The organism is Rhizobium sp. WSM1328 (genome assembly GCF_057653715.1).
Genome location: NZ_JBYGKO010000004.1, coordinates 90,425 through 111,153 on the forward strand (window position 1 = coordinate 90,425; position 20,729 = coordinate 111,153).

Consider the following 20,729-nt stretch of genomic DNA (forward strand, 5'->3'; position numbering starts at 1 on the left):
CCGTTCTGGCGAAAGCCCGTCTCATTGTGGCCAAAGCGCGGCTTCAAGGAAGTTACTGTCGCCGCGTCGCTGAAACCATCCGTAGCCGTGCAGGATGCCTCGTCTGCGCTCCTTCTCGGGAACGTTCGTCTCAAGCCACGTGACAAACGCGCGCTCGAGGTCTTCCAGACTTCCGGAGAGGGCATGAAAGCCAACTCTGCAGTCCTCTCGACCCGGTTCGGGTGCGACCCTTGCCCAAGGGTTTGCGAGTATGCGGCCGACCGCGCCGCACAGGTCGATGACCTCGTGAAGAGGAGCGGGATCCAAAAGGGGGCGTTCGTAGCACTCGACGCATCCGAACCGACTGACAAGATACCACTCGAAATCGTCGGGCTCGTGAAGCTGCGGGATGTGGCGCCGGAGGACGTCGCCGTCAGGAGCCGTTTGGAACGAAGGATACCACCACTTGATCGTATCGCCCTTGATCGTTTTGTCTTCCAGCGGCTCTGCGTGGAAGGGGCAGACGTTGAATTCCACGATATCCCACCACACCCGATGGTACGCTGCTTCGCCCAAGCACCCGCGGCAGAAGCGGCGATTAATGAACGACAACTGCCGCTTTCTCAGGGTTTCACCCGCAAGGCGATGGAACGTGCCGTTCCAAATCGGTGTCCAACGGATAAGTGACTCCTTGTGCTCTTCGGCAAGTGGGAGCCTCAGAAGTTCGTCAAGCAGCTCCTGCATGACGATGTTGCGGCCGTTGATCTCCATCTCGTTGGCGTAGACGCGGGCGCTGGCGGTAAGTTGGAGCCACTCCTTGAACCGCGTTTCCGTGTAACTTGTCCGGTCCTCGTTGAAGAACAGGATGTGGTCGCCCGGCGTGAAATCGAAAAGCTGGCCGTCCTCCTCACCTACTTCAACCTTAGGAAGTCCGAGATCATGAGCCGTCAGGACGGGCTGCATGAACTCGAAATGTCGGCTTGCGAATGACATGACTATGCCCTCCGCGAGACCGTCGACGACGTCGAGATCGGTTTTGACGAGTCGAACTCGACCTTGCCGAGATAGGCGAGTCTCAGGCACGAACTAAAGACGGCCTGAACGTCCGCGACGGGTTCCGCGTGCGGTGAGCCAGCACCAGCTTCCCGGTATGGCGAGGCTCCCGAACGGGACTGTTGTTTTCGCCATGACTGCGCCGAGCGGGGCCCAGTTATTCCCGGAATTCCCCTGCCTCGAGCTCCACGGCGCAAGGTGATCCGAGGTTATCACAGCCTGAAATCCGGCCCCCTCCGCTGCCTGGACGCGCTCAAGGCTGCCTAGGAGAGAATTGCTCGTGCGAAGCGCGGTAGCCGATCAGCATAGCTTGACCAAGAAAAAGCCCCCGCCATACTAGCGGGGGCGGGTACACGATTACTTGTTCAGCTCCGTTGCCATCTGAAGATGATGCTCCAAAGCCGGCCGGGTTTTTGCCGCCCAAGCCTTCAGCTCGGCATTTTCACCCTCGTCGCCGTAACGCTTGAATAGATCGACCGCGTCCTCATGCACGTCTTCCTGGTCAGAATGATACTGCTTGGTGAAGTCATCGCCCTGAAGTTTCGCCAGATCGTCTAGCATTCCCTGATGAGAAGAGGACATGGCTGCGGGGATCGTCCCCTTCACCTTTCCGGATGTGACCATAGCCTTCAACTCGTCCGACGTCTTCTGGTGGTCGGTCAGCATCTGCTGTGCAAATGCCTTGGTCTTGTCGTCCGACCGTTCCAAGGCGAGCTTGCTGGATTCAATCTCGAACATGTCGCTGCTGGCCGCCTCGACGACGAAATCTTCGGTCTTCGGTGCGACACCCATCACGGAGTTGACGCCGGTTTTCTCGGCTGTGGACTGGGCGAAGGTAGCGGATCCGGCGGTTGCCATGAGGATAGATGCCAGAATGAGGGTTTTTTTCATGCAGGATACTCCCGTTGTCGATCGCCCCATAAACTTTCGCGACGCAATCGAGTTCCGAGAGAAGGAACAATTTCATATCCCCATGGTTTGCAGCGCAAGCAGGGAGAGCAGTAATGGTAGCCAATGACATTTTGAACGAAGACGTTTCGGATTTCGCGACCCGGCTTGAGGCGATGACGAGCGATGAGGTTTTTGCTGCCATGAGCTCGCTGGAAAAGCATAGCGAGCATGACATCAGGGATAGGGAGGAAACCCTTTCACGGATTACGCTCGTGGAAGAAGAGATCGAGCGGCGCTTTCCTGGGCAAATGCTGACCCCTTACCGGGACTGGAAGAAAGAGCAGCCTCTGCTGTCCTGAGTTACCTCGGCAGATAACGATAAGCCAAACAGGCTACGGATCAAATGGACCAAGACCAGCTGTCAATATCTCGGACACTCGGGGTCACCGCCGATTTCGATGCGGCGCTTGAGGTTCGGCGTCGCATCGATTTCCTGGGCCGTTATCTGCGCCAGGCTTCCTGCCGAACTTTCGTTCTTGGGATAAGCGGTGGCGTCGACTCGCTTGTCGCCGGTCTACTCGCGCAAGCCGCAGTCTCGGAAGTTCCAGCGGATGGATGCGATGCGCAGTTCATTGCAGTTCGACTGCCGTATGGTGTCCAGGCCGACGAGACAGACGCGCAAAAGTCGCTAGACGTCATTGGCCCGGATCGTGTCGTCACGGTCGATATACAGCCAGCAGCAGACGCCATGCTCGACGCGGTCATGGCCGAGGGAGAAGATCTGGTGGAGCCGGCTCGCAAACATTTCCATCTCGGCAACATCAAAGCACGCCAGCGAATGGTCGCGCAGTACGCGCTGGCTGGGTTAACCAGAGGATTGGTGATCGGGACTGATCAAGCGGCCGAAGCTCTCATGGGGTTCTTCACAAAGTTCGGCGATGGAGCAGCTGACATATTGCCGCTTGCCGGCCTGACCAAGCGACGGGTGAGGGCCATGGCCGAGCATATGGGCGCTCCGCGGGAACTGGTATTCAAGGTGCCGACTGCGGACCTTGAATCTGACGCGCCTCTTCGTCCCGATGAAGATGTCTATGGCGTCACCTACGACAACATTGATGATTTTCTCGAGGGGAAGGCGATCGCCGAGCCAGCAAGGCAGCGTATTCTCAAAACTTACTGGGCAAGTGCGCACAAACGCGCGCTGCCCGTGGCGCCGATCGACGAAAGAGCGGGGTGAAAAGCGTCGGCCGCCGTTGGGAACCGCAGTCTGTGATGTTGGTTCGTGTTGGAGGGAGGAGACGATGAACGACAGCCACTGGATTCACTTGTGCATCGATATGCAGCGGATGTTCGCGGAAAACACGCCCTGGCATGTGCCGTGGATGAAGGAGGTCTCGCCTCGGATCCAGGAAATTTCGCAGCGCTATCCGCAGCGCACGGTGTTCACGCGCTTCGTGCCGCCCAAGCGGGCAGAGGACATGCATGGCATGTGGCGGAGCTACTACGAGAAATGGGACACCATGACCCTCGAACGACTGGGACCAGACATGGTCGATCTCGTCCCGTCACTCAAGGCGTTGGTTCCACCCGCCCGGATCTTCGACAAGATGACCTATTCTCCGTGGACCACCGGCGAGCTTCACCGCGTCCTGGCAGGGGAAGGGGTTCAGACCCTCGCGATCTCGGGCGGGGAGACGGACGTATGTGTGCTGGCCGCAGCCCTTGGAGCTATTGACCTTGGCTATCGTGTCATCCTTCTGAAGGACGCCGTTTGTAGCGGTGCCGATGATACTCATGACGCCTCGCTCGAATTGTTGGGGGATAGGTTCTCGGTGCAGTTGGAAATCTCGTCGACGGAGGACGTTCTCCGCCAGTTATGAACAAGCGCTGGAATCTTCCGGCGCGCAGCTACCTTCTCTTGCCGGACAGCGAAGTCAGATCTCCCATCCCTACAAGGACCGTAGATTCGCGGCGCGTCGCGGGCTTTTTGACACGGGAACTCACCATGTTCAGTCACATCATGATCGGCGCTCGCGACCTTGAGACAATGGTTTCATTTTTCGACGATGTCTTGGCACCACTCGATCCGCGGCGAGTCGTCGAGTTAGAAGACGTGGCAGGTGTCATCCGGCGTAAACGCGAAAGGCGTTGGCCGCGGTTCGCTCTCCGGCGCCCGATCAATGGTTTGCGGGCGACATGCTACCTTGACAAGACGCACGACCCCCGTCTGTCCGGTATCGTCAACACCGGCCTTTCGACCAGCCACCACCTTAATCAAATCAAGAAGCTTTCTGGCAAGCCTATAGCTACGACGCCAACCGCGATCTTCTCCGATGGTGAGCGGACTTACTCCCTTTCTGTTGTTAAGGCAGATTTCATCACCGCGCTTTAAGCTGCTGATCTTGCCACAACCATTTCGGGGGGCGGATTGGATGAGTTCTAAGGGAGGACTATCTTGAAGAGTTTTGTTGCCGCGGCTATCGCAATCGGTGTCATGTGCTCCTGCGCTTCTGTCGCATCCGCGCAGACCAAAGGCGACTGGGTTCTCGGAAACTACAAAAGGGCCGGTTATTGGTTCCCTGGCGTTATCGACAGCGCCTCGGGCGGGAAGGTCACGATCCGATATGATGACGGCGATAAGGAAACTGTTTCCTTGAGCGATGTGCGTCCTTACGACTGGGTCATCGGGATGAAGGTAGAGTGCAACTACAAGGGTGCTGGCGATTGGTATGCGGGCAAGATCACCTCGCTTGGCGGCGAGAAGATCGGTATTGCCTATGATGACGGCGACAAGGAAACCACGCGGACCGGTCGCTGCCGTTCACGATAAGTCTTTGCTTGAACCAAATGCGAGATCAGCCCGTCGCCGTCAAAGCGATGGGTTTCGGGCGATCACGTTTGATGCGGCGCCGTCGCAAGCACCTTGCCGGTCATCCGGCTTGCGGCCACCGCGTAACCGCCGGCCGCGCCGTCGATGAAATGCATGTGGTCGCGCGAGATCGGCGTCGGCACGAAGCAGGTCATCAGCGCCGAGGCCTGACGATGCAGGCCGTAGCGGGCAATGCCCTTGGCGCGTGCCGCTTCCAGCAGCGTCTCGATCCGTTTCAGATGTTCGGCGTCGACGTCGATCGTCATCTTCAGCCCGTCATCGAACTTGCGGAAATCGGAATTGCCGGCGACGTCGCGCTTGTAGCGGCGGGCGTCGAAGCGGCCGAGTGGAATGCCGAGCCTGTAGAACACGACCGTGATGGCGAGCTGCAGGAAGATGATGAGCTTCTGCCGCAATCGCCGACCAGCCGGCGCGGTGGCCTTGGCCTCGCGGTTGATGCCGTGCAGCGAGAAGGCAAGGTCCGGACCATCCGCCGGCACCGGGTGGCTGTCCCGGTTCTGCTCGGTGGTGATGGCGACGATGCCGTTGACGAGGTCCCGAAATTCCTGTCCCGGCCGGCCTTCGCCAGGCACCGCGATGATCGAGACGATCTCGCCGTGCCTGGCGTCGATCGGGCTCCAGCGGCAGGAAAGGCCGGTGAGATCCGGGCGCGTACCCGGGGCGGCGCGATCAATGCCGTACCGGCCGAGCTTCATCTGTCTTTCGGCCCAGCTGGTGCCGCCGCCCCAGAACATCGCATAGGTGACATGAGGGCTTACGGAGTAACGCGCGACGCGGACGTCGAGGCCCTCGGCGCGGGTGTCGGCGACCGGCACGATGGCGACGCGCAGCGTCAGGCCCAGATCCTCCTCGACCCAGACCTGCACGGCGGCAAGGGCGTCGCGCGCCGGCTTTTCCAACGATCCCGGAAGCGCAATCAGCGCGCCGTCGCCGCCGAAGACGAAGGGATAATCGCCTTTGCCGACGGAATTCAACACCGCTGAAATCACACTGGCGCCCGCCATGTTGACGTCCTTGTAACGGCCGGCGGCGATCGCCGGCGTCGAGCCGACGATGTCGGCCAGCGCCAGCACCCAACCATCCGGCAGCGGCCGGTAGTTGGCGGCGTCGGTCACGCCCTCGAATTTGTTGAAGAGCGGCACTTCGGCAAAGAAATCTTCGTCGGTCACGGTTTTCATATCGTCCAGCTTAGCACAGACCCATGTCGCCACTGCAACGCCAATTCCCATTTACGGCAATCGACGTGGCAAGGTTTCATGTGCTAGAGCATTTCGTGTTTTTTCGGACCCACCGAAACACTCTATCTTTTTGTTTTTACGCAATTCCGCACGCAAAACCGCTCTCGCACTTTTGCTGGAATTCCACCAGGACCGCCGACGATTTCATGACGGATATAGATTAGATGAGCCGCCTCGACAGCTTCATTCGCCGGTTGACGGCCCAGCGAGACATTTTGAACTCGATCATCGATCTGGTGGGGGAAACGCCAGGCCCGGTGCTGGAGTTCGGCCTTGGCAACGGCCGCACCTATGATCATCTGCGCGAGAACTTTCCTGGCCGGCGCATCGTCGCTTTCGACTGGGAAGTCCGTTCCTATTCGGCCTCGACGCCAGCGGCGGAAGACATGGTGACCGGCAATATCCGCGAGTCCGGCCAGGCCTTCGTCGGCATCGGCGCGGCCCTTGCCCATGCCGATATCGGCACCGGCCATGACGAGATCGACGCGGTGACGCTGACATGGCTGCCGCAACTGATGGCCGGCGTGCTTGCCCACAACGGCATCGCCGTCAGCGGGCTGCCGCTGGAGCATCCGGAGCTGGTGGGGCTGCCGCTGCCTGACGGCATCAAGGAAGGCCGTTATTTCCTTTACCGGAAGACGTAAAGGACAGCATCGGCCTGACTTGCGTGATTCCTGAAACCGCCATCGATTTAGGGCTAAAATCATGCAGCCATTCAAAGTGCTACAGCGCCGCGGCTCTCGAAAAGACGCGGCGCTCTCGCGTTTTGGTTCACGCCACCAGACCCTTGGTCAGTTCCAGCGCCTGGCGCTCGAACAGCCGGCGATAGATACCGTTATTGAGCCGGATCAGCGCCTGGTGGTCGCCTTCCTCGACAATCTTTCCCTTGTCGAAGACCAGCAGCCGGTCGAGCGCCCGCACCGTGGACAGCCGATGGGCGATCACCAGCGTCGTGCGGCCGTTCATCAGGCGTTCCATGGCCTGCTGGATCTGCACTTCGCTTTCGCTGTCGAGGCTCGACGTCGCCTCGTCGAGGATCAGCACCGGTGCGTCGGCCAGGAAGGCACGGGCAATGGCGACACGCTGCCGCTCGCCGCCCGACAGCTTGACGCCGCGTTCGCCCACCATCGTCTCATAGCCCTTGGGAAGGTCCATGATGAAGTCGTCGGCGCTCGCCTGTTTCGCCGCCTGTTCGATCTCGCGCCGCGAGGCGTTCGGCCTGGAATAGGCGATGTTTTCCGCCAGCGTACGGTGAAACAGGATGGGCTCCTGCTGCACGATGGCGATCTGGCCGCGCAGGCTTGATTGCCCGACCCCTGCGATATCCTGTCCGTCGATGCGGATTTGGCCCGAGTTGACGTCATAGAGGCGCTGGATGAGCTTGACGAAGGTCGTCTTGCCGGAACCCGAATGTCCCACCAGGCCGACGCGCTCACCCGGCTTGATGGTGACCGAAAAGTCGTCATAAAGCGGCGTGGGATGGGCGCCATACTGGAAGGTGATGCGATCGAAGACGATCTCGCCCTCGCCAATCCTGATCGGCGTGGCGTTGGGCTTGTCCTCGATACCGAGCGGCATCTTGTCGAGCAGCACCAGTTCCTCCATGTCGTTGACGGCACGCTGCAGATTGCGGATATCCTGGCCGACATTGCGCAGATAACCTTGTAGGACGAAGAACATCGCCAGCACGAAGGTGATGTCGCCAGGCGTCGCCAGCCCCTGCCGCCACATGATCAGGCCCGTTCCCAGAATACCGGCCTGCATGGAAACCATCAGGAAACCCTGGATCGTGCCGCTCAACGTGCCGCGCTTCCAAGTCCGTCGCGTGCGGCTGTCCCATCTGGCCATCACCTGGCGCAGGCGCACCTCTTCACGGCCTTCGGCGCCGAAGGCCTTGACCACCGAATTGCAGCTGATCGCATCCGCCAGCGCGCCGCCAAGCTTGGTGTCCCAGGCATTGGCAAGCCGTGCCGCCGGCGACACGAAGCCCATGGAAAGCGCCACGGTCACGCCGATGTAGATCAGCGAGCCCGCGGCCACGATCAGGCCCATGATCGGCCAGTAGCTGCCGAGCACGATGCTGGCGCCGACCAGCATGACGATCGAGGGCAGCAGTGCGACCAGCAGCAGGTCGTTGAGCTGGTCGAGCGCCCACATGCCGCGGGTGATCTTGCGCACCGTCGAACCGGCAAAGCTGTTGGCGTGCCAGTCGGTCGAAAACCGCTGCACCTTGTGGAAACCGTTATTCGTCACATCCGCCATGGTGCGCAGCGTCAGCCGGATGATGCCGTTGAAGATGAACCAGCGCAGTGCCACGCTGGTCAGGCCGAGCGCCACGACAACGACGAAGGCGCGCAGCGCCCGGTCAGCCGCGTTGCCGCCGGCGATGGCATCGACGATCTGGCCGGAAAACACCGGCACCATGACTTCGGCCAGGGTGCTGGCAATGACCAGCACGACAATAATGCCCACCAGTAAAGGCCGATGGCGCCAATGATGGAAAACAAAGCCGAGCACATGGCGATAGGCATCGGCGCGGAAATCGAGCTTCTTGCGAGTCATTTTAATCGCTCGGCGCCGTGTCGGCAGCCGGTCCTCAGGATAGAGAGTTGGATGGCACGGCCCAAGCGGGAGACGAAATAACCCCGTCAGATCAATCGGGCTATGAATTAAGGGAAAACCGCGTGTCGGGCGCGCTTGCGGCGGGCCGCGAGTGGAAATGACCTAGTGTCGGGACATTCCGCAAGGGAAGGTTTCGATGATTGCTGGCATGCAACGCCTCCCTATGTTTGAACTAAAGCGGTGAGCGTTTTGTACCGAAGCATTTCGCCATTGCCAAGCGGATATTTGCAACCTTACAGAAAGTGATGCGGAAACGACACAGCTTGTGCGCTTGCAAGGTGACGGTTCGGCCGGCTCGTTCGCCCAAAACGGCATCGACAAAGACCGTTATTCCACTACCGCAGGACGTAATCCCCGCTCAGGAAGCGCAGGAATAGGATGTGGCCGGGCGCGCGGTCAGTTTTGCCTCGAAGTCGGCGGCGATCTTGTCCAGCGTGACGCTGTCCAATCGCTGCAGCAGCAGGGCCTGGGCCTCCTTCATCGCGTCGCCGAGTACGACATTCACCGCCTGTTCCACAAGACACTGTGGCTGATCGTCGGCTGGGCCGATGGCGAAGAGATGCGGCTCGCCGATGGCGCGGTAGACGTCGAGCAGGGTGATCTCGGACAGCGGACGCACCAGCGTCCAGCCGCCGCCATGGCCCTTTTCGGAGCGGACGTAGCCCTGTTCGCGAAGGCCGGCCATGGTGCGGCGGACGACGACGGGATTGGTGTTCAGCATCTTGGCAATCATGTCCGAGGTCGCCGAATGCTGGTGCTTATCCATGTGGATCAGCACGTGCAGCATGCGTGAAAGGCGGCTGTCATTGCGCATGATTCTCTTCCTGTCGATCGGGCGGGTCATTATCGCAAGCTGATCGTAACAAGACAAGTAACATGATGGTTGACGGCACCAGTTCATGTAACTTATGTTGAGTCATGAGTTCAATATCCAAGGAGAGTCCCATGTCGTTCGACGCCATCATCATCGGCGGAAACTTCGCCGGCCTTTCGGCCGCGATGCAGCTCGCCCGGGCGCGGCGGCGGGTGCTGCTCGTTGACGCCGGCGCGCCGCGCAATCGTTTTTCTGAAGCCTCGCACGGGTTCCTCGGCCAGGACGGCCAGACGCCGGCGGCGATCATGCGGGAGGGAAAACGGCAGCTTTCGCTTTATCCGACCATCACCGTCCGCCAGGGGAAAGTCGTCCGGGCGCGGGGCGATGGTGACGCCTTCATTGTCGGCACCGAAGACGGCGGCGAAGAACGGGCCGCGCGCATCGTGCTTGCAACCGGCGTCAGCGACACGCTGCCCGAAATCCCCGGGCTGAAGGAGCGATGGGGTCGCTCCGCGCTGCACTGCCCCTATTGCCACGGTTTTGAGGTCAGCGGCGGCAAGCTCGGTGTCCTTGCAAACCATCCGCATTCGGCCCATTCGGCCGTCATGATCCCGGACTGGGGTGCGACGACGTTTTTCACTCAAGGGCTGTTCGAGCCCGATGAAGAGCAGTTGGTGAAGTTGACTGGCCGTGGCGTCCGGATCGAGCGCAGCCCAATCGTGGAATTGTTGGGCGACGATCCGAAGCTTGAGGCCGTTCGCCTCGCCGATGGCCGCATCCTGCCGCTCGATGCCGTCTTCGTCGCGCCGAAAACGACGATGGCGAGCCCGGTTGCCGAACAGCTAGGCTGCGCCTTCGACGACGGCCCGTTTGGACCCGTCATCCGCACCGGTGATAACAAGGAAACGACCACTAAGGGTGTCTTCGCCGCCGGTGATGCGGCAAGCGCCATGCACAATGCCACACTCGCCTCCGCCTCAGGCGTGCTTGCTGGCGTGCATTGCCATCAATCGCTTGTCATGCAGTCGGTCGCATAGGGCGCAAACAGCACGTTCGGGCGGCTCGGGCAGTTGGCCGGTCGAGAGGCCATTCGTGCCAAGCGGTCAAGATCGGGAGAGGGCGATAAACTAGAGCAATGCCGCAATGTGCGTACGCGAAAGACATGCTGGCCTGCCTTCCGCTCGCCGCGCTCTTAGGCGCGGTCTTTTATGCATTGACATGGCAAGGCGTTCGCCTGTTCCAGCAGCGAGGAAAGCGGCGGAGAAGGTGGGATCCAAAGAGGCGCGGCGCGCAGACCCTCCGAAGAACTAGATGTCCACGAGTGCCGTCGCCGCGAACTCGTAGATGACTACGACCGGCTGCTTTTCCGCCGGCTCGCCATCAGAACCGCGGATCCGGCCACGCCAGAGATCGCCGAACCGAGCAGAATGCCGATCTTGACCTTGTCCTGTACGGCTGGGTCATCGAAAGCGAGAAGACCGATAAAGAAACTCATCGTGAAGCCGATGCCGCAAAGAAGCGCGACACCGGTCATCTGCGTCCAGTTCGCCATTGCCGGAAGCTGCGCAAAACGTAGCTTCACCAGGAGACCAACGACGGAGAGAACCCCAAGCAACTTGCCAGCAAACAGTCCGGCGGCGACGCCAATTGTATGAGGGTCTCCCAAACTCGAGATGGACGTGCCGCGAAGGGAAACGCCGGCGTTGGCCAAGCCAAAGAGTGGGACGATGATGAATGCCACTGGTCGATGAAGCAGGTGTTCGAGCCGGTGCAGCGGAGATTCTTCGTCGCTAGCCTCCGGAGCGCCGGGAGAAAGCTTAATCGGTATCGTCAAGGCCAGCAGCACGCCCGCAAGCGTGGCGTGGATCCCGGAGGTGAACATCAGCACCCACAAGGCGACGCCAAGGCCGAGATAAAGCGTCAGCGTCTTCACGCCGGCTCGGTTCATGAAAAACAGCAGGGCAAGAACCGCGGCGGCTCCGGCAAGGGCCAGGAGGTTGAGACCGTTTGTATAGAAGAGTGCGATGACGAGGACGGCGCCGAGGTCGTCGATAATGGCAAGCGCCGCCAGAAAGATTTTCAGGGACGCCGGAACCCGGTTGCCAAAGAGCGACAGCACTCCGAGCGCGAAGGCAATGTCTGTGGCCGTCGGGATCGCCCAACCGCGGAGGCTAGCTGGCGTCCCGGCATTGAAAGCCAGATAGACGAGGGCTGGGGCGAGCATTCCTCCGGCCGCGGCGGCACCGGGAAGAATTCGCCTGCTCCAGGTCGAGAGCTGGCCATCGAGCATTTCGCGCTTGATCTCCAGACCGACGAGCAGGAAGAACACGGCCATCAGGGCGTCATTGATCCAGTGCTGCAAGCTCAGTGGCCCGAGGTAAAGATGGAGGGCATGAAAATATGCGCCCGCCAGCGGCGAGTTCGCCACCGCAAGGGCCATGGCCGCGGCTGCCATCAAGACGACGCCGCCGGAGGCCTCGTTGTCAAGATATCCGCGGAGAGTGGATTGAATGCGACCGGTCGTGATCGGCAAGGACATGGTTTCGCGCTCCCTTCTGGAAGGTTGATCTTCGTCTCCGTCGATTTCGGGGAAGCCCGCGGCGCACGCAGCACACGCCATCCGGAAAGGGATACCTAAAAGCAGCAGGGATTTCCAGGGGCCCCCCGACATCGTTCCCGTGTCGTAACGTTCGACGATGATGGACATCCAGTGTCGATCAGCGCTTCTCATAATAGGCGATGGAGCTTTGGGATGCCGCGTCTATCACTGCCTAATATCGTCAGTTGTTCCGAGTTGACCGGCAGAAAAAAACCCGCTCCAGCGGGGGAACCACGGAGCGAGCCAGGTGCCCTTGGCGTTCAAACGCCTCAGGAGAGCATCCTCAGATTACACCCACGGTCATGCGAAGTAAAATTATCGGCGGCTCTGATAGGTCCGAAAGCCACCTCGAGAGATGAACCATGGTTCGCCGCGATCGTCATTGGATGCGTTGACGAAAATGTAGGCTGGCTGCCTGCTCTCATGCGACGAGGTCCGACCTAGGGAAGCCTGGACGGAACGGTTGAACGTGAGCTTCCGTGCTCGGCGCGCGCGCCCGCAGTCGTGCCCGCGATCGACATGCTGCAAATGGGGGTGATCTTCGGGCACGATAGCGCTAGTAAAGGACAACCCCGCCCCGCATCGCCGAGCCCGACATGCCGCCATCCTATCGATATTCCAAGCTCTTTCGCCGCTCCCGCGTCTTATGGGGGTCTTTCTCAGTTTGGCAGCCAAGGCTGGTGTTTTGGTGCGGGGCCTTGGCAATCGGGGTGATCAGCGTCGGCTTTGCGAAGCTTGCGGATCTGGCGCAGAAGGGCTTCGGGTCTCTCACCTCGTCCGGTGAATGGGCCTTCCTGCTGCCACTTGCGCTGACCCCGCTCGGCTTCATGCTGTCGGCCTATCTGGCGGCGAGGCTGTTTCCGAACTCGCAGGGCAGCGGCATTCCGCAGGCGATCGCCGCGCGACATCTGCGGGACGAGGAAGATCGGACGCGGCTGCTGTCGCTGAAGATCGCCTTCGGCAAGATTGTGCTGACGGTGCTCGGGCTCTTCTCCGGCGCCTCGATCGGCCGCGAGGGACCGACTGTCCAGGTCGGCGCATCGATCATGCTCGCTGTTGCCCGGTTCAGTGGCATGGCGCAGGCGCGCGGGCTGATCCTGGCCGGATCGGCGGCGGGAATTGCGGCCGCCTTCAACACGCCGCTCGCCGGCATCGTCTTCGCGATCGAGGAAATGAGTCGGACCTACGAGTCTCGGGCCAACGGACTGGTGCTGACCGCCGTCATCCTCTCCGGCCTTGCAGCGCTCGGGATTTCGGGAAGCTACAATTACTTCGGCATGGCATCGGCTGCACCCACGGAGCTTCGCGACTGGGGACTGGTTCTGATCTGCGGCGTCGGCGGCGGCGCGCTCGGAGCAGCCTTCAGCGGTTTCGCGCTGCACTTTGGCCAGAAGATCCGCCGCTGGGCGCAGCCACAGCCGCTGAAGCGCATGCTGGCTCTTGCAGGCACCTGCGGACTGACGATCGCAGTTATCGGAGTGGCATCAGGTGGCACGACCTTCGGTACCGGCTATGAGCAGGCACGAACTGCGGTCGAAGGCAACGCCCTGCCTCTGCTCTTCTTCGTCGAGAAGTTCGCCGCAAGCTTCCTGTCGATGCTGTCAGGTATTCCGGGCGGCATCTTTGCGCCGTCGCTCGCCGTCGGCGCCGGTTTCGGCAGCACCGTCGGCTCCCTGCTCGGCACCAGCGTCGCGCTGGCGGCCATCCTCGGCATGGCCGGCTATTTCGCGGGCGTCGTGCAGGCGCCGATGACGGCCTTCGTCATTATCCTCGAAATGACAGGCGATCATCAGGCAGTCATCCCGATCATGGCAGTGTCCATGATCGGTTACGTGACTTCGCGCATTCTTTCGCGCGAACCGCTTTATCATGGCCTTTCGCGCGTCTTCATCGCCGCGGCTATCCGGGCGCGGCGTGCGGTCGAAAGGGAGTCGGAGTAACCTTCAGTTCTGCACAGACGACCGGCGAATACGCGCGATCATCTGCCGAGTAGTTTGCTACGAACATGGACCTGACACCTGATGGCACTGTTCGATCTGTCCGGCGGCCTGGCGGCGGCAATTAAAACAGCTACCAGGTGCGTGCGTTTGCTTTCGCGGACATCATTTTAGCGGAGCACGGAATGAAACGAGCAGCCAGTTGTTCATGCGGCCAGCTTTCGATCACCGCCGACGGAGAACCTGTCAAAATCTCCGCCTGCCATTGCCGGGCCTGCCAACGTCGCACCGGCAGCGCGTTCGGAGTAGCCGTCTTCTTCCACGCCGATCAAATAAAGACGTCCGGGGTTTCGACCAGCTACGTGCGATGGGGCGACAGCGGCAAATCGGTCGAATTCTGCTTCTGCCCGGCATGCGGGTCGACAGTTTTCTGGATACCGGAATTCAGGAAAGAGCTGGTAGCCGTCGCATTGGGATGCTTCGCCGATCCCTCATCGCTCGCGCCAACGCAAAGCGTCTACGAGGAAAGTCGTCTGGAATGGGTGTCGTTCGATTTGACCTAGATGCCGTACAGAATGACACGTTAACAGATACTGCCCCGAATGCCGGTAACAAGCAGCCTCTAAGGCAAAAACAGCACGTTGTACTGATCGAATTCGCCCGGCAGGTCGCGGACCTTCATCTCCTCTTCGCGATCCTCGAAGATGACGAGGCAATTCTCGTAGAAGCCCGATAGCATCGATATGAAGGCCTTCGTTCCTTCTGCTCCGTAAAAGAGCGGGGTGAATTCCATGTAGAGCGGCACGCGGCGGGTAAGCAGCGGCTGCATCGAGCGGCAGGCCACTGGCTCGTAGCCTTCGATATCCATCCAGACGAGGCCGATCGCGGCCGGGTCGATCGAAAGTCCGGCGAGGATCTCGGAAACCGGCTTCACCGGCACGCTTATCTTCCTGTCTGTCGGGCTTTGACGGATGGCGCTGCTCTTGCCGTGATTGTTGAGGTTGAGAAAGAAATCGATCTCGCCTTCGTGCTCGCCGGCGGCGCAGTTGACGAGGCGGACCTTCGCCTCCAGCCGATTCTGGCGGATGTTGAGGGCAAGCAGCGGGAAATTGCGCGGATCGGGCTCGACGCTGACGATATGGGCGTAGGTGTCGCTGAGGGCGAAATAGACGGTCTGGGTGCCTATATTGCCGCCGATCTCGAGCAGCGTTGCGTCCTTTCTCACGAGGCCGCGCTCGCGCAGGATGACGATCAGTCGATCAACGGCCTCGCGCTCGAAATGGCCCTTCCGGAAGACCTTGCGGCCGATATAGTCCGAAGGCGAGAAAGTCATCAGATGGTCGCCGGCGTCGACCGTCACCGAGACCACGCGCGGGCCGATATTCTCGATCAGCAGTCGGCGGCCGAAGCGGGTGTCGAAGAAGCGCGAAGCGGCGGCGTTGCGGGCCTTGCGAAACAGGCGGCTCCAGTATTTGGCGGTCAGCCAGGGCTTGCCGGGCATCAGGTTTTTCCTTCGAGCGGCTCTGCCGCTTTCTCTCTTGGAATGACGTAGACTTTCAAGGGCAGGGCCCGGCCGCGAACGCTGATTTCGCGGCTTTCGATCCCGGAAAGATCAGCACCCGAAAGGTTCGCCACCGGTTCGGAGATGACGATCGCCGCTTCGAATTCCTTGGCGGCTGTTTCCAAACGGCTCGCGACATTCACGGTATCGCCGATCGCCGTCATGCTGCGCACCCGGCCGTATCCCATCGTGCCGACGACGGCCGGGCCGGTGTGAATGCCGATCGCGATCCGCAGCGGCAGCGCCAGTTCGTCGGCGAGTTCCGCCGCGAGTTTCTCGATCTCGGCGACGATCGCTGCTGCAGCGTTGAGCGCCTGGCGGCAGGCTTCCTCCGGCGCGGTGTTGAGCCCGAAGAGCGCCATGGCGCCGTCGCCGATGAACTTGTCGAGCCGTCCGCCCGACTGCTCCACCGCCTTGCCGATGATGGCGAAATAGCGGTTCAGCAGGAAGACGACGTCGAAGGGCAGGCGGGTTTCCGTCATTGTGGTGAAATGGCGAATATCGACGAAGAGCACGGCGATCTCGCGCTCGCGGCCAGGGCTCGTCTCCTGGCTGTTGGCGGGAAGGGCCGCCTCGATCGCCGGCACGAGAAGTGGCGCGACGGCAACGTCGCGGTTCGGACGAAGCTGGCAGGCGAGCCGGACATCCGGGCCGGCATTGATGCGCTTCAGCGTCGTCTGCTCCATCTTGTCGGGGATCGGCAGGCTGTCGTAATCGCCAAGGATCTGCACGCGGCAGGTGGAGCACTGGCCCTTGCCGCCGCAGACGGCATAATGCGGCAGGCCGCCGAGCCGGCTCGCTTCCAGCACCGAGAAGCCGCGCGGCACGCGGATCACCTCGCCGCCCGGATAGTTCACGGCGACTTGGTCAAGCCGCTCCTTCAGCTTGCGCCGGGCACGCGCGATGACGACGATGAGCAGCGAGGCCGAGAAGGCGCCGTAGAGCCCGGCGCGGATCATGGCGACCTCGCGGTGAACTTGCGGGTTCGAGGCGTAACGGGTGTTGATGCCCTCCTTGTAGGCGCTGACCGTCATTGACTGCTGGTAGGAAGGGTCGGCGAGCGTTCGGCCCATTTCGACGAAGCCGAGCAGCGAAAGCACCGGCACGAGGATCGCAATCGCCAGCAGCAGCGGAGCGAAGTCCGGGTACCAGGAGCGGTAGCGCAACCAGAAATGGATGCCGATACAGCCGTGGATCCAGACGGCGACGACGGCGAGCGCCTGCCGCAATCCGTTCGCCGGGTTCTTGATCCAGAGCATGCCGACAACCGTCTCGTAGTCATCGATGTAGCCGTAGAATTCGTGAGCAATGCGTGTGCCGATGACATGATCCATAAGCAACAGCGGGATCATCAGGCCGAGCACGATCTGGGCCATTTCCCCCTTCGGCATGACCAGGCTGCGGCGCATGTGGATGGCGCGCAGCACCAGCGCGATATGGATGAGCACCGATGAATAGAAGATGGCGGTCCCCAGAGGATTGCGCCAGATCGCCAGGAAGAGGTGGGCGGCTTTATCGGCGGCGGCGACTGAAATCAGGCCAATCGCATGGTTCGACAAATGCAAGAGGACGAAGATGAAAATGACGAGGCCGGAACCGAGCCTCGCCCTTCTGATCGTACGTTCCGAAAAAATCCCTGTGGCCGAGACCGTCGTCATTCATTCCCGTTCTTGTCGATGTAACCGCAGGCCCATAGAGATTGAGAAAGAGGCGGAATTGCTTCGATCGCGATCACATTCCATATGCTTATGCGCAAGTTTTCGGCAAAGGGACAATAGCGGAATTTTCCCGACAGGCGTGAAAGTTGTAAACAGTGTGTCTTACCTGAGGTGTCCCAATGCGGGTGGCTTTCTACGCGCCGATGAAATCGCCGAACCATCCGGTACCGTCGGGCGACCGGCTGATGGCGCGACTGCTGATCCGGGCACTGGAGCTTGGCGGGCATCAGGTCGACGTCGCCTCCGAATTCCGCGCCTATGCCTCGACACCGGACGCGGCACGGGCGCTCGAACCCGCCATCGGCGCCGAGCTGGAGCGGCTGCGGCTAAGATGGAAATCCGCGCCGCGGCCGGACCTCTGGTTCTGCTACCACCCCTATTATAAATCGCCCGATCCCTTCGGGCCGGCGATATCCGCCGAATTCGCCATTCCCTACGTCACCGCCGAAGCCTCCTATGCGGCAAAACGCGATCGAACCGGCTGGGCGGCTTCGCAGAAGCTGGTGGGCGATGCGATCATTCGGGCGGCGGTCAATATCAGCTTCACCGGGCGCGACCAGGACGGGCTTGCCGCCGCCTTCGCGCAGGCGCGCCTCGCCAGGCTTAACCCCTTCATCGACACGGCGCTGTTCGAGAAGGTGTCGCCGGCGCCTGATCCGCGCCGGCTGATGACGGTCGCGATGATGCGAGCCGGCGACAAGATGGACAGTTATGTCATGCTTGCAAATGCGTTGAGGCTGATCGAAGACCGGCCCTGGACGCTGGCCGTCATCGGCGATGGTCCGACGCGGCAAGAGGTGCGGGCGCTGTTTGCCGACTTTCCCGGCCGCATCGAATGGCTGGGCGAGCGCAATCCCGGCGAGATCGCCGAACTGCTCGGACGCGGCGGCCTCTATGTCTGGCCCGGCTGCGGCGAGGCCTACGGTCTCGCCTATCTGGAAGCCCAGGCCGCTGGCCTGCCTGTCGTCGCGCAGGAAACGGCAGGCGTGCCAGCGGTGGTCGAGGCTGGCGTGACCGGGCTGTTGACGCCGGAGGGCGATGTTGCCGCCTATGCCGAGGCCGTGGCCGCCCTGCTTGACGAGAGGCAAAGGCGCGACGCCATGGGGCAGGCGGCGCGGCGCTTGGTGCTTGGCGAGCGCTCGCTTGCGATGGCGGCGCAGGTATTGGACGGAATTTTGCGCGACAGCGCAGCAACAGGAGTGACGTGATGACCGACGGAATAGCCTGGGACCCCCTGCGCCGCGAGCTAGACCGCTGGCAGGCCGCCGGCCGCGTGGCGCGGTTCTGGCTGCGAGATGACGACGCCGTCGAGCCGACGCAGCCGCTGGAGACGCTGTTGGCGCTGACGGGTGAAAGCGGGGTTCCGCTGATGCTCGCCATCATTCCCGGCCTGACCGGCGAAACGTTGGCCGCGCGCTTGGCGGAGGAAAAATCCGTCGCTGTCGCCGTGCATGGCTGGTCTCATACCAACCATGCCGGGCCGCAAGGCAAGAAGCAGGAACTCGGCGGCGAGCGGCCGGCGGAGGCCGTGCTCGGCGAGTTGGGTGAGGGGTTCCGGCTGCTGCGGCGGCTGCATCCGGCCCGCTTCCTGCCGGTGCTGGTGCCGCCGTGGAACCGGATCGACGCCGCCCTCATCCCGGCGCTTCCGGCGCTCGGATTTGCAGCCCTTTCGGTCTATGGGCGAGCCAAGCAGGACGGCCCGATGCCGCTCCTCAACACCCATGTCGACATCATCGACTGGCATGGCACGCGCGGCGGACGGGGCGAGGCGGAATTGGTGGCCGAACTGGTGGCCGAGCTTGACGACCGGTTTGCCGGCGGCGACGAGCCTCTCGGCGTGCTCACCCACCATCTGGTGCATGACGTAGCGGCATGGGATTTCCTGTCGGCCTTGTTCGCGGTGACGACCCGACATCCGGCCGTCCGCTGGTCATCGGCGTCGGAACTGCTAGAGCACATCGCGTGAAACTGTGCCGCGGTGTTGCGATAGCGCATGCGCAAAAGCAAGACCTGAAGCGCGAGGAGCGAATCTCAAAGATCGCGACACGATATAGGGCATTAGACATTGTCGATCAGGTGGCATGAACGCGCCCGAGGAAGTCTCGCATGATTGCGACGACCTCTTCGAGATGTGTCTCGAGCAGCCAGTGGCCGCCGCCGAGCAGATGCAGTTCGGCGTCCGGCAGATCCCGTAGGTAGGCTCGCGCCGATTTTTCCGGCATGTAGTGGTCGTTCGGACCCCAGACGATCAAGGTCGGAGGCTGGTATTCCCGCAGGTATTTGCGGTGTTCCGGGAACCAGGCCCGGTTCTCCTTCAGTCCGGCGATCAGGTCCATGGCGATGTCCTTGCGCCGTGGCGTGATCAGCGACCAATGCAGCTTCCAGAGGTCTGGCGGGATCGCATCGGCCAGAGGAGGCGGCAAGTCGTTGAGGAATTCCTCCTTGAAAGTCTCCTCGCTGACCGCCTCCGCCAGCACCTTCCTCATCTCCGATCTCGGAAGCGTCCAGGTCGCCTCGATACCCGCATATTTTGGTCCGAGGGCATCTTCATAGGGTATGTCGCCATTCTGGATGATCAGCGCCACGATGCGTTGAGGGGCCCTGATCGCCAAGCGGGCACCGATCGGCGAGCCGAAGTCGTGGAGGTAGAGGACGAACCGGTCGACACCTAGGGCGCCGACGAAGGCCTCTAGCCAGGCAGCGTAACCATCGAAACTGTAGTCGAAATCATCAGGCGTGCCGCTATAGCCCGCGCCTGGGAAATCCGGCGCGATCAGGCGCCAATGGTCGGCAAGGCGCGGCATGAGATTGCGAAATTCATGGGACGAGCAGGGATATCCGTGCGGCAGCAACAAGACCGGAGCATCTTCCCGGCCGGCCTCGCGGTAAAAAGTCTCGACGCCTGCAACCGTCATCCAGCGATGTCGGACGAGAGTGGTCATGGACAAGCTCCTCGGAACCGTTCTTCACGTTCGGTCTTCATCATACTGCTTTGCGCCTTCCACCGGTCGCAGCCACGGCTCGCGGCGTTTGATCCAGAGTTCGTAGCTCGGCACAAGAGGCGACGGGGCCTCGGAAAGGATGCCGAGCTTGATTTCGGCCTCCTGGTCATCGGCGGAAAACAGCCGCGAGCCGCAACCGGTGCAGAAATGTCGACCCTGGAACTCGCCGGTTTTCCCTGAATGTTCGAACTGGCCGGCGGGCCAGATCCCATAGAAGGTAAAGGCCGAACCGCTTTCTTGCCGGCAGTCGGTGCAATGACAGATTCCAACGCGCAAGGGTTCGCCCCGGACAGAAACATGCACCTGCCCGCAAAGACACTTTCCGGAAAGCACGGTCATGACGGATCCCTGTTTCGTTGATTTTTCGCTGCCGGGAAAACGGTCCGGCCGGGCATCTGTTCCGTCGTGACGTCGCAGGCCTGCTC

21 protein-coding genes and 1 pseudogene are annotated in these 20,729 nt (G+C 61.4%); 11 read left to right on the plus strand and 11 right to left on the minus strand.

Annotation, left to right across the window (positions count from 1 at the left end):
- Window positions 1–21 precede the first annotated feature (21 nt).
- The 3 genes and pseudogenes from AC2444_RS31425 to AC2444_RS31435 all read right to left on the minus strand — a co-directional run bounded on the left by AC2444_RS31425 (window position 22) and on the right by AC2444_RS31435 (window position 1,923).
- The gene (locus AC2444_RS31425; RefSeq protein ID WP_128449927.1) at window positions 22–972 is read right to left on the minus strand and encodes a TniQ family protein; all 951 of its coding nucleotides are present in this window, start codon (window positions 970–972) and stop codon (window positions 22–24) included.
- Between the two features lie 144 nt (window positions 973–1,116).
- Window positions 1,117–1,339: pseudogene (locus tag AC2444_RS31430) on the minus strand (LLM class F420-dependent oxidoreductase); the annotation flags it as partial.
- A gap of 50 nt (window positions 1,340–1,389) precedes the next feature.
- A complete protein-coding gene (locus AC2444_RS31435) occupies window positions 1,390–1,923 on the minus strand; it encodes a DUF4142 domain-containing protein (RefSeq protein ID WP_003553535.1) in 534 nt (177 codons plus the stop codon).
- A gap of 113 nt (window positions 1,924–2,036) precedes the next feature.
- On the opposite strand from AC2444_RS31435, the gene AC2444_RS31440 reads away from it, so the two are divergent.
- From AC2444_RS31440 to AC2444_RS31460, 5 genes are all read left to right on the plus strand, one after another.
- Window positions 2,037–2,282 (plus strand): hypothetical protein, encoded by a 246-nt coding sequence (locus tag AC2444_RS31440; protein ID WP_003553537.1) that lies wholly within the window; start codon window positions 2,037–2,039, stop codon window positions 2,280–2,282.
- Between the two features lie 44 nt (window positions 2,283–2,326).
- Window positions 2,327–3,160: an NAD(+) synthase gene (gene nadE, locus AC2444_RS31445; protein WP_128449928.1), complete on the plus strand. Its 834-nt coding sequence runs from the start codon at window positions 2,327–2,329 to the stop codon at window positions 3,158–3,160.
- Between the two features lie 64 nt (window positions 3,161–3,224).
- Window positions 3,225–3,803 carry a cysteine hydrolase family protein gene (locus AC2444_RS31450; protein ID WP_017996818.1) on the plus strand — a complete coding sequence of 193 codons (579 nt, stop codon included), beginning with the start codon at window positions 3,225–3,227 and terminating at the stop codon, window positions 3,801–3,803.
- Between the two features lie 125 nt (window positions 3,804–3,928).
- Window positions 3,929–4,315, plus strand: coding sequence for a VOC family protein (locus tag AC2444_RS31455; protein ID WP_245461277.1), 387 nt, complete (start codon window positions 3,929–3,931; stop codon window positions 4,313–4,315).
- 63 nt (window positions 4,316–4,378) lie between these two features.
- Window positions 4,379–4,753: a tudor domain-containing protein gene (locus tag AC2444_RS31460; protein ID WP_128449930.1), complete on the plus strand. Its 375-nt coding sequence runs from the start codon at window positions 4,379–4,381 to the stop codon at window positions 4,751–4,753.
- 62 nt (window positions 4,754–4,815) lie between these two features.
- On the opposite strand, the gene AC2444_RS31465 is transcribed toward AC2444_RS31460, so the two are convergent.
- On the minus strand, window positions 4,816–5,991 hold the full coding sequence (locus AC2444_RS31465; protein WP_128449931.1) for a DUF3095 domain-containing protein: 1,176 nt from the start codon (window positions 5,989–5,991) through the stop codon (window positions 4,816–4,818).
- Window positions 5,992–6,215: 224 nt separating this feature from the next.
- Between AC2444_RS31465 and AC2444_RS31470 the strand changes: the two genes are divergently transcribed.
- Window positions 6,216–6,695: a class I SAM-dependent methyltransferase gene (locus AC2444_RS31470; RefSeq protein ID WP_012763538.1), complete on the plus strand. Its 480-nt coding sequence runs from the start codon at window positions 6,216–6,218 to the stop codon at window positions 6,693–6,695.
- 127 nt (window positions 6,696–6,822) lie between these two features.
- Here AC2444_RS31470 and AC2444_RS31475 read toward each other — a convergent pair whose 3' ends face one another.
- Together AC2444_RS31475 and AC2444_RS31480 are read right to left on the minus strand one after the other, a co-directional pair.
- Complete coding sequence (locus AC2444_RS31475; protein ID WP_128449932.1) at window positions 6,823–8,613, minus strand: ABC transporter ATP-binding protein; 1,791 nt, start codon at window positions 8,611–8,613, stop codon at window positions 6,823–6,825.
- 418 nt (window positions 8,614–9,031) lie between these two features.
- Window positions 9,032–9,487, minus strand: a complete 456-nt coding sequence (locus AC2444_RS31480) for an Rrf2 family transcriptional regulator (RefSeq protein WP_128449933.1) — start codon at window positions 9,485–9,487, stop codon at window positions 9,032–9,034.
- Window positions 9,488–9,618: 131 nt separating this feature from the next.
- On the opposite strand from AC2444_RS31480, the gene AC2444_RS31485 reads away from it, so the two are divergent.
- Complete coding sequence (locus AC2444_RS31485) at window positions 9,619–10,524, plus strand: NAD(P)/FAD-dependent oxidoreductase (RefSeq protein WP_128449934.1); 906 nt, start codon at window positions 9,619–9,621, stop codon at window positions 10,522–10,524.
- A 311-nt stretch (window positions 10,525–10,835) separates the two neighbouring features.
- Here AC2444_RS31485 and nhaA read toward each other — a convergent pair whose 3' ends face one another.
- Window positions 10,836–12,026, minus strand: a complete 1,191-nt coding sequence (gene nhaA, locus AC2444_RS31490; RefSeq protein ID WP_487762927.1) for a Na+/H+ antiporter NhaA — start codon at window positions 12,024–12,026, stop codon at window positions 10,836–10,838.
- 656 nt (window positions 12,027–12,682) lie between these two features.
- Here nhaA and AC2444_RS31495 point away from each other — a divergent pair.
- Both AC2444_RS31495 and AC2444_RS31500 read left to right on the plus strand, forming a co-directional pair.
- Complete coding sequence (locus AC2444_RS31495; RefSeq protein ID WP_128449939.1) at window positions 12,683–14,026, plus strand: chloride channel protein; 1,344 nt, start codon at window positions 12,683–12,685, stop codon at window positions 14,024–14,026.
- 182 nt (window positions 14,027–14,208) lie between these two features.
- A complete protein-coding gene (locus AC2444_RS31500) occupies window positions 14,209–14,586 on the plus strand; it encodes a GFA family protein (protein WP_128449940.1) in 378 nt (125 codons plus the stop codon).
- 59 nt (window positions 14,587–14,645) lie between these two features.
- On the opposite strand, the gene AC2444_RS31505 is transcribed toward AC2444_RS31500, so the two are convergent.
- Window positions 14,646–15,524, minus strand: coding sequence for an FkbM family methyltransferase (locus tag AC2444_RS31505; protein WP_128449941.1), 879 nt, complete (start codon window positions 15,522–15,524; stop codon window positions 14,646–14,648).
- On the minus strand, window positions 15,524–17,242 hold the full coding sequence (locus AC2444_RS31510; protein ID WP_128449942.1) for an adenylate/guanylate cyclase domain-containing protein: 1,719 nt from the start codon (window positions 17,240–17,242) through the stop codon (window positions 15,524–15,526). The genes AC2444_RS31505 and AC2444_RS31510 overlap by 1 nt, the downstream gene beginning before the upstream one ends.
- A 179-nt stretch (window positions 17,243–17,421) precedes the next feature.
- Here AC2444_RS31510 and AC2444_RS31515 point away from each other — a divergent pair, with 179 nt between their 5' ends.
- Together AC2444_RS31515 and AC2444_RS31520 are read left to right on the plus strand one after the other, a co-directional pair.
- Entirely contained in the window at window positions 17,422–18,510 is a 1,089-nt protein-coding gene (locus tag AC2444_RS31515; RefSeq protein ID WP_128449943.1) for a glycosyltransferase family 4 protein, read from the plus strand.
- Window positions 18,510–19,268, plus strand: a complete 759-nt coding sequence (locus AC2444_RS31520) for a polysaccharide deacetylase family protein (RefSeq protein ID WP_128449944.1) — start codon at window positions 18,510–18,512, stop codon at window positions 19,266–19,268. The genes AC2444_RS31515 and AC2444_RS31520 overlap by 1 nt, the downstream gene beginning before the upstream one ends.
- A gap of 106 nt (window positions 19,269–19,374) precedes the next feature.
- On the opposite strand, the gene AC2444_RS31525 is transcribed toward AC2444_RS31520, so the two are convergent.
- Window positions 19,375–20,244 carry an alpha/beta fold hydrolase gene (locus AC2444_RS31525; RefSeq protein ID WP_128449945.1) on the minus strand — a complete coding sequence of 290 codons (870 nt, stop codon included), beginning with the start codon at window positions 20,242–20,244 and terminating at the stop codon, window positions 19,375–19,377.
- A gap of 24 nt (window positions 20,245–20,268) precedes the next feature.
- Window positions 20,269–20,643, minus strand: a complete 375-nt coding sequence (locus AC2444_RS31530; RefSeq protein ID WP_128449946.1) for a GFA family protein — start codon at window positions 20,641–20,643, stop codon at window positions 20,269–20,271.
- Between the last annotated feature and the right edge of the window lie 86 nt (window positions 20,644–20,729).

Excerpts from the sequence above, each read along its gene's own strand:
- AC2444_RS31425 (WP_128449927.1), bottom strand. The coding sequence starts at position 972 with ATGTCATTCGCAAGCCGACATTTCGAGTTCATGCAGCCCGTCCTGACG.
- AC2444_RS31435 (WP_003553535.1), bottom strand. The coding sequence starts at position 1,923 with ATGAAAAAAACCCTCATTCTGGCATCTATCCTCATGGCAACCGCCGGA.
- AC2444_RS31440 (WP_003553537.1), top strand. The coding sequence starts at position 2,037 with ATGGTAGCCAATGACATTTTGAACGAAGACGTTTCGGATTTCGCGACC.
- nadE (WP_128449928.1), top strand. The coding sequence starts at position 2,327 with ATGGACCAAGACCAGCTGTCAATATCTCGGACACTCGGGGTCACCGCC.
- AC2444_RS31450 (WP_017996818.1), top strand. The coding sequence starts at position 3,225 with ATGAACGACAGCCACTGGATTCACTTGTGCATCGATATGCAGCGGATG.
- AC2444_RS31455 (WP_245461277.1), top strand. The coding sequence starts at position 3,929 with ATGTTCAGTCACATCATGATCGGCGCTCGCGACCTTGAGACAATGGTT.
- AC2444_RS31465 (WP_128449931.1), bottom strand. The coding sequence starts at position 5,991 with ATGAAAACCGTGACCGACGAAGATTTCTTTGCCGAAGTGCCGCTCTTC.
- AC2444_RS31470 (WP_012763538.1), top strand. The coding sequence starts at position 6,216 with ATGAGCCGCCTCGACAGCTTCATTCGCCGGTTGACGGCCCAGCGAGAC.
- AC2444_RS31475 (WP_128449932.1), bottom strand. The coding sequence starts at position 8,613 with ATGACTCGCAAGAAGCTCGATTTCCGCGCCGATGCCTATCGCCATGTG.
- AC2444_RS31480 (WP_128449933.1), bottom strand. The coding sequence starts at position 9,487 with ATGCGCAATGACAGCCGCCTTTCACGCATGCTGCACGTGCTGATCCAC.
- AC2444_RS31485 (WP_128449934.1), top strand. The coding sequence starts at position 9,619 with ATGTCGTTCGACGCCATCATCATCGGCGGAAACTTCGCCGGCCTTTCG.
- nhaA (WP_487762927.1), bottom strand. The coding sequence starts at position 12,026 with ATGTCCTTGCCGATCACGACCGGTCGCATTCAATCCACTCTCCGCGGA.
- AC2444_RS31495 (WP_128449939.1), top strand. The coding sequence starts at position 12,683 with ATGCCGCCATCCTATCGATATTCCAAGCTCTTTCGCCGCTCCCGCGTC.
- AC2444_RS31500 (WP_128449940.1), top strand. The coding sequence starts at position 14,209 with ATGAAACGAGCAGCCAGTTGTTCATGCGGCCAGCTTTCGATCACCGCC.
- AC2444_RS31505 (WP_128449941.1), bottom strand. The coding sequence starts at position 15,524 with ATGCCCGGCAAGCCCTGGCTGACCGCCAAATACTGGAGCCGCCTGTTT.
- AC2444_RS31510 (WP_128449942.1), bottom strand. The coding sequence starts at position 17,242 with ATGACGACGGTCTCGGCCACAGGGATTTTTTCGGAACGTACGATCAGA.
- AC2444_RS31515 (WP_128449943.1), top strand. The coding sequence starts at position 17,422 with ATGCGGGTGGCTTTCTACGCGCCGATGAAATCGCCGAACCATCCGGTA.
- AC2444_RS31520 (WP_128449944.1), top strand. The coding sequence starts at position 18,510 with ATGACCGACGGAATAGCCTGGGACCCCCTGCGCCGCGAGCTAGACCGC.
- AC2444_RS31525 (WP_128449945.1), bottom strand. The coding sequence starts at position 20,244 with ATGACCACTCTCGTCCGACATCGCTGGATGACGGTTGCAGGCGTCGAG.
- AC2444_RS31530 (WP_128449946.1), bottom strand. The coding sequence starts at position 20,643 with ATGACCGTGCTTTCCGGAAAGTGTCTTTGCGGGCAGGTGCATGTTTCT.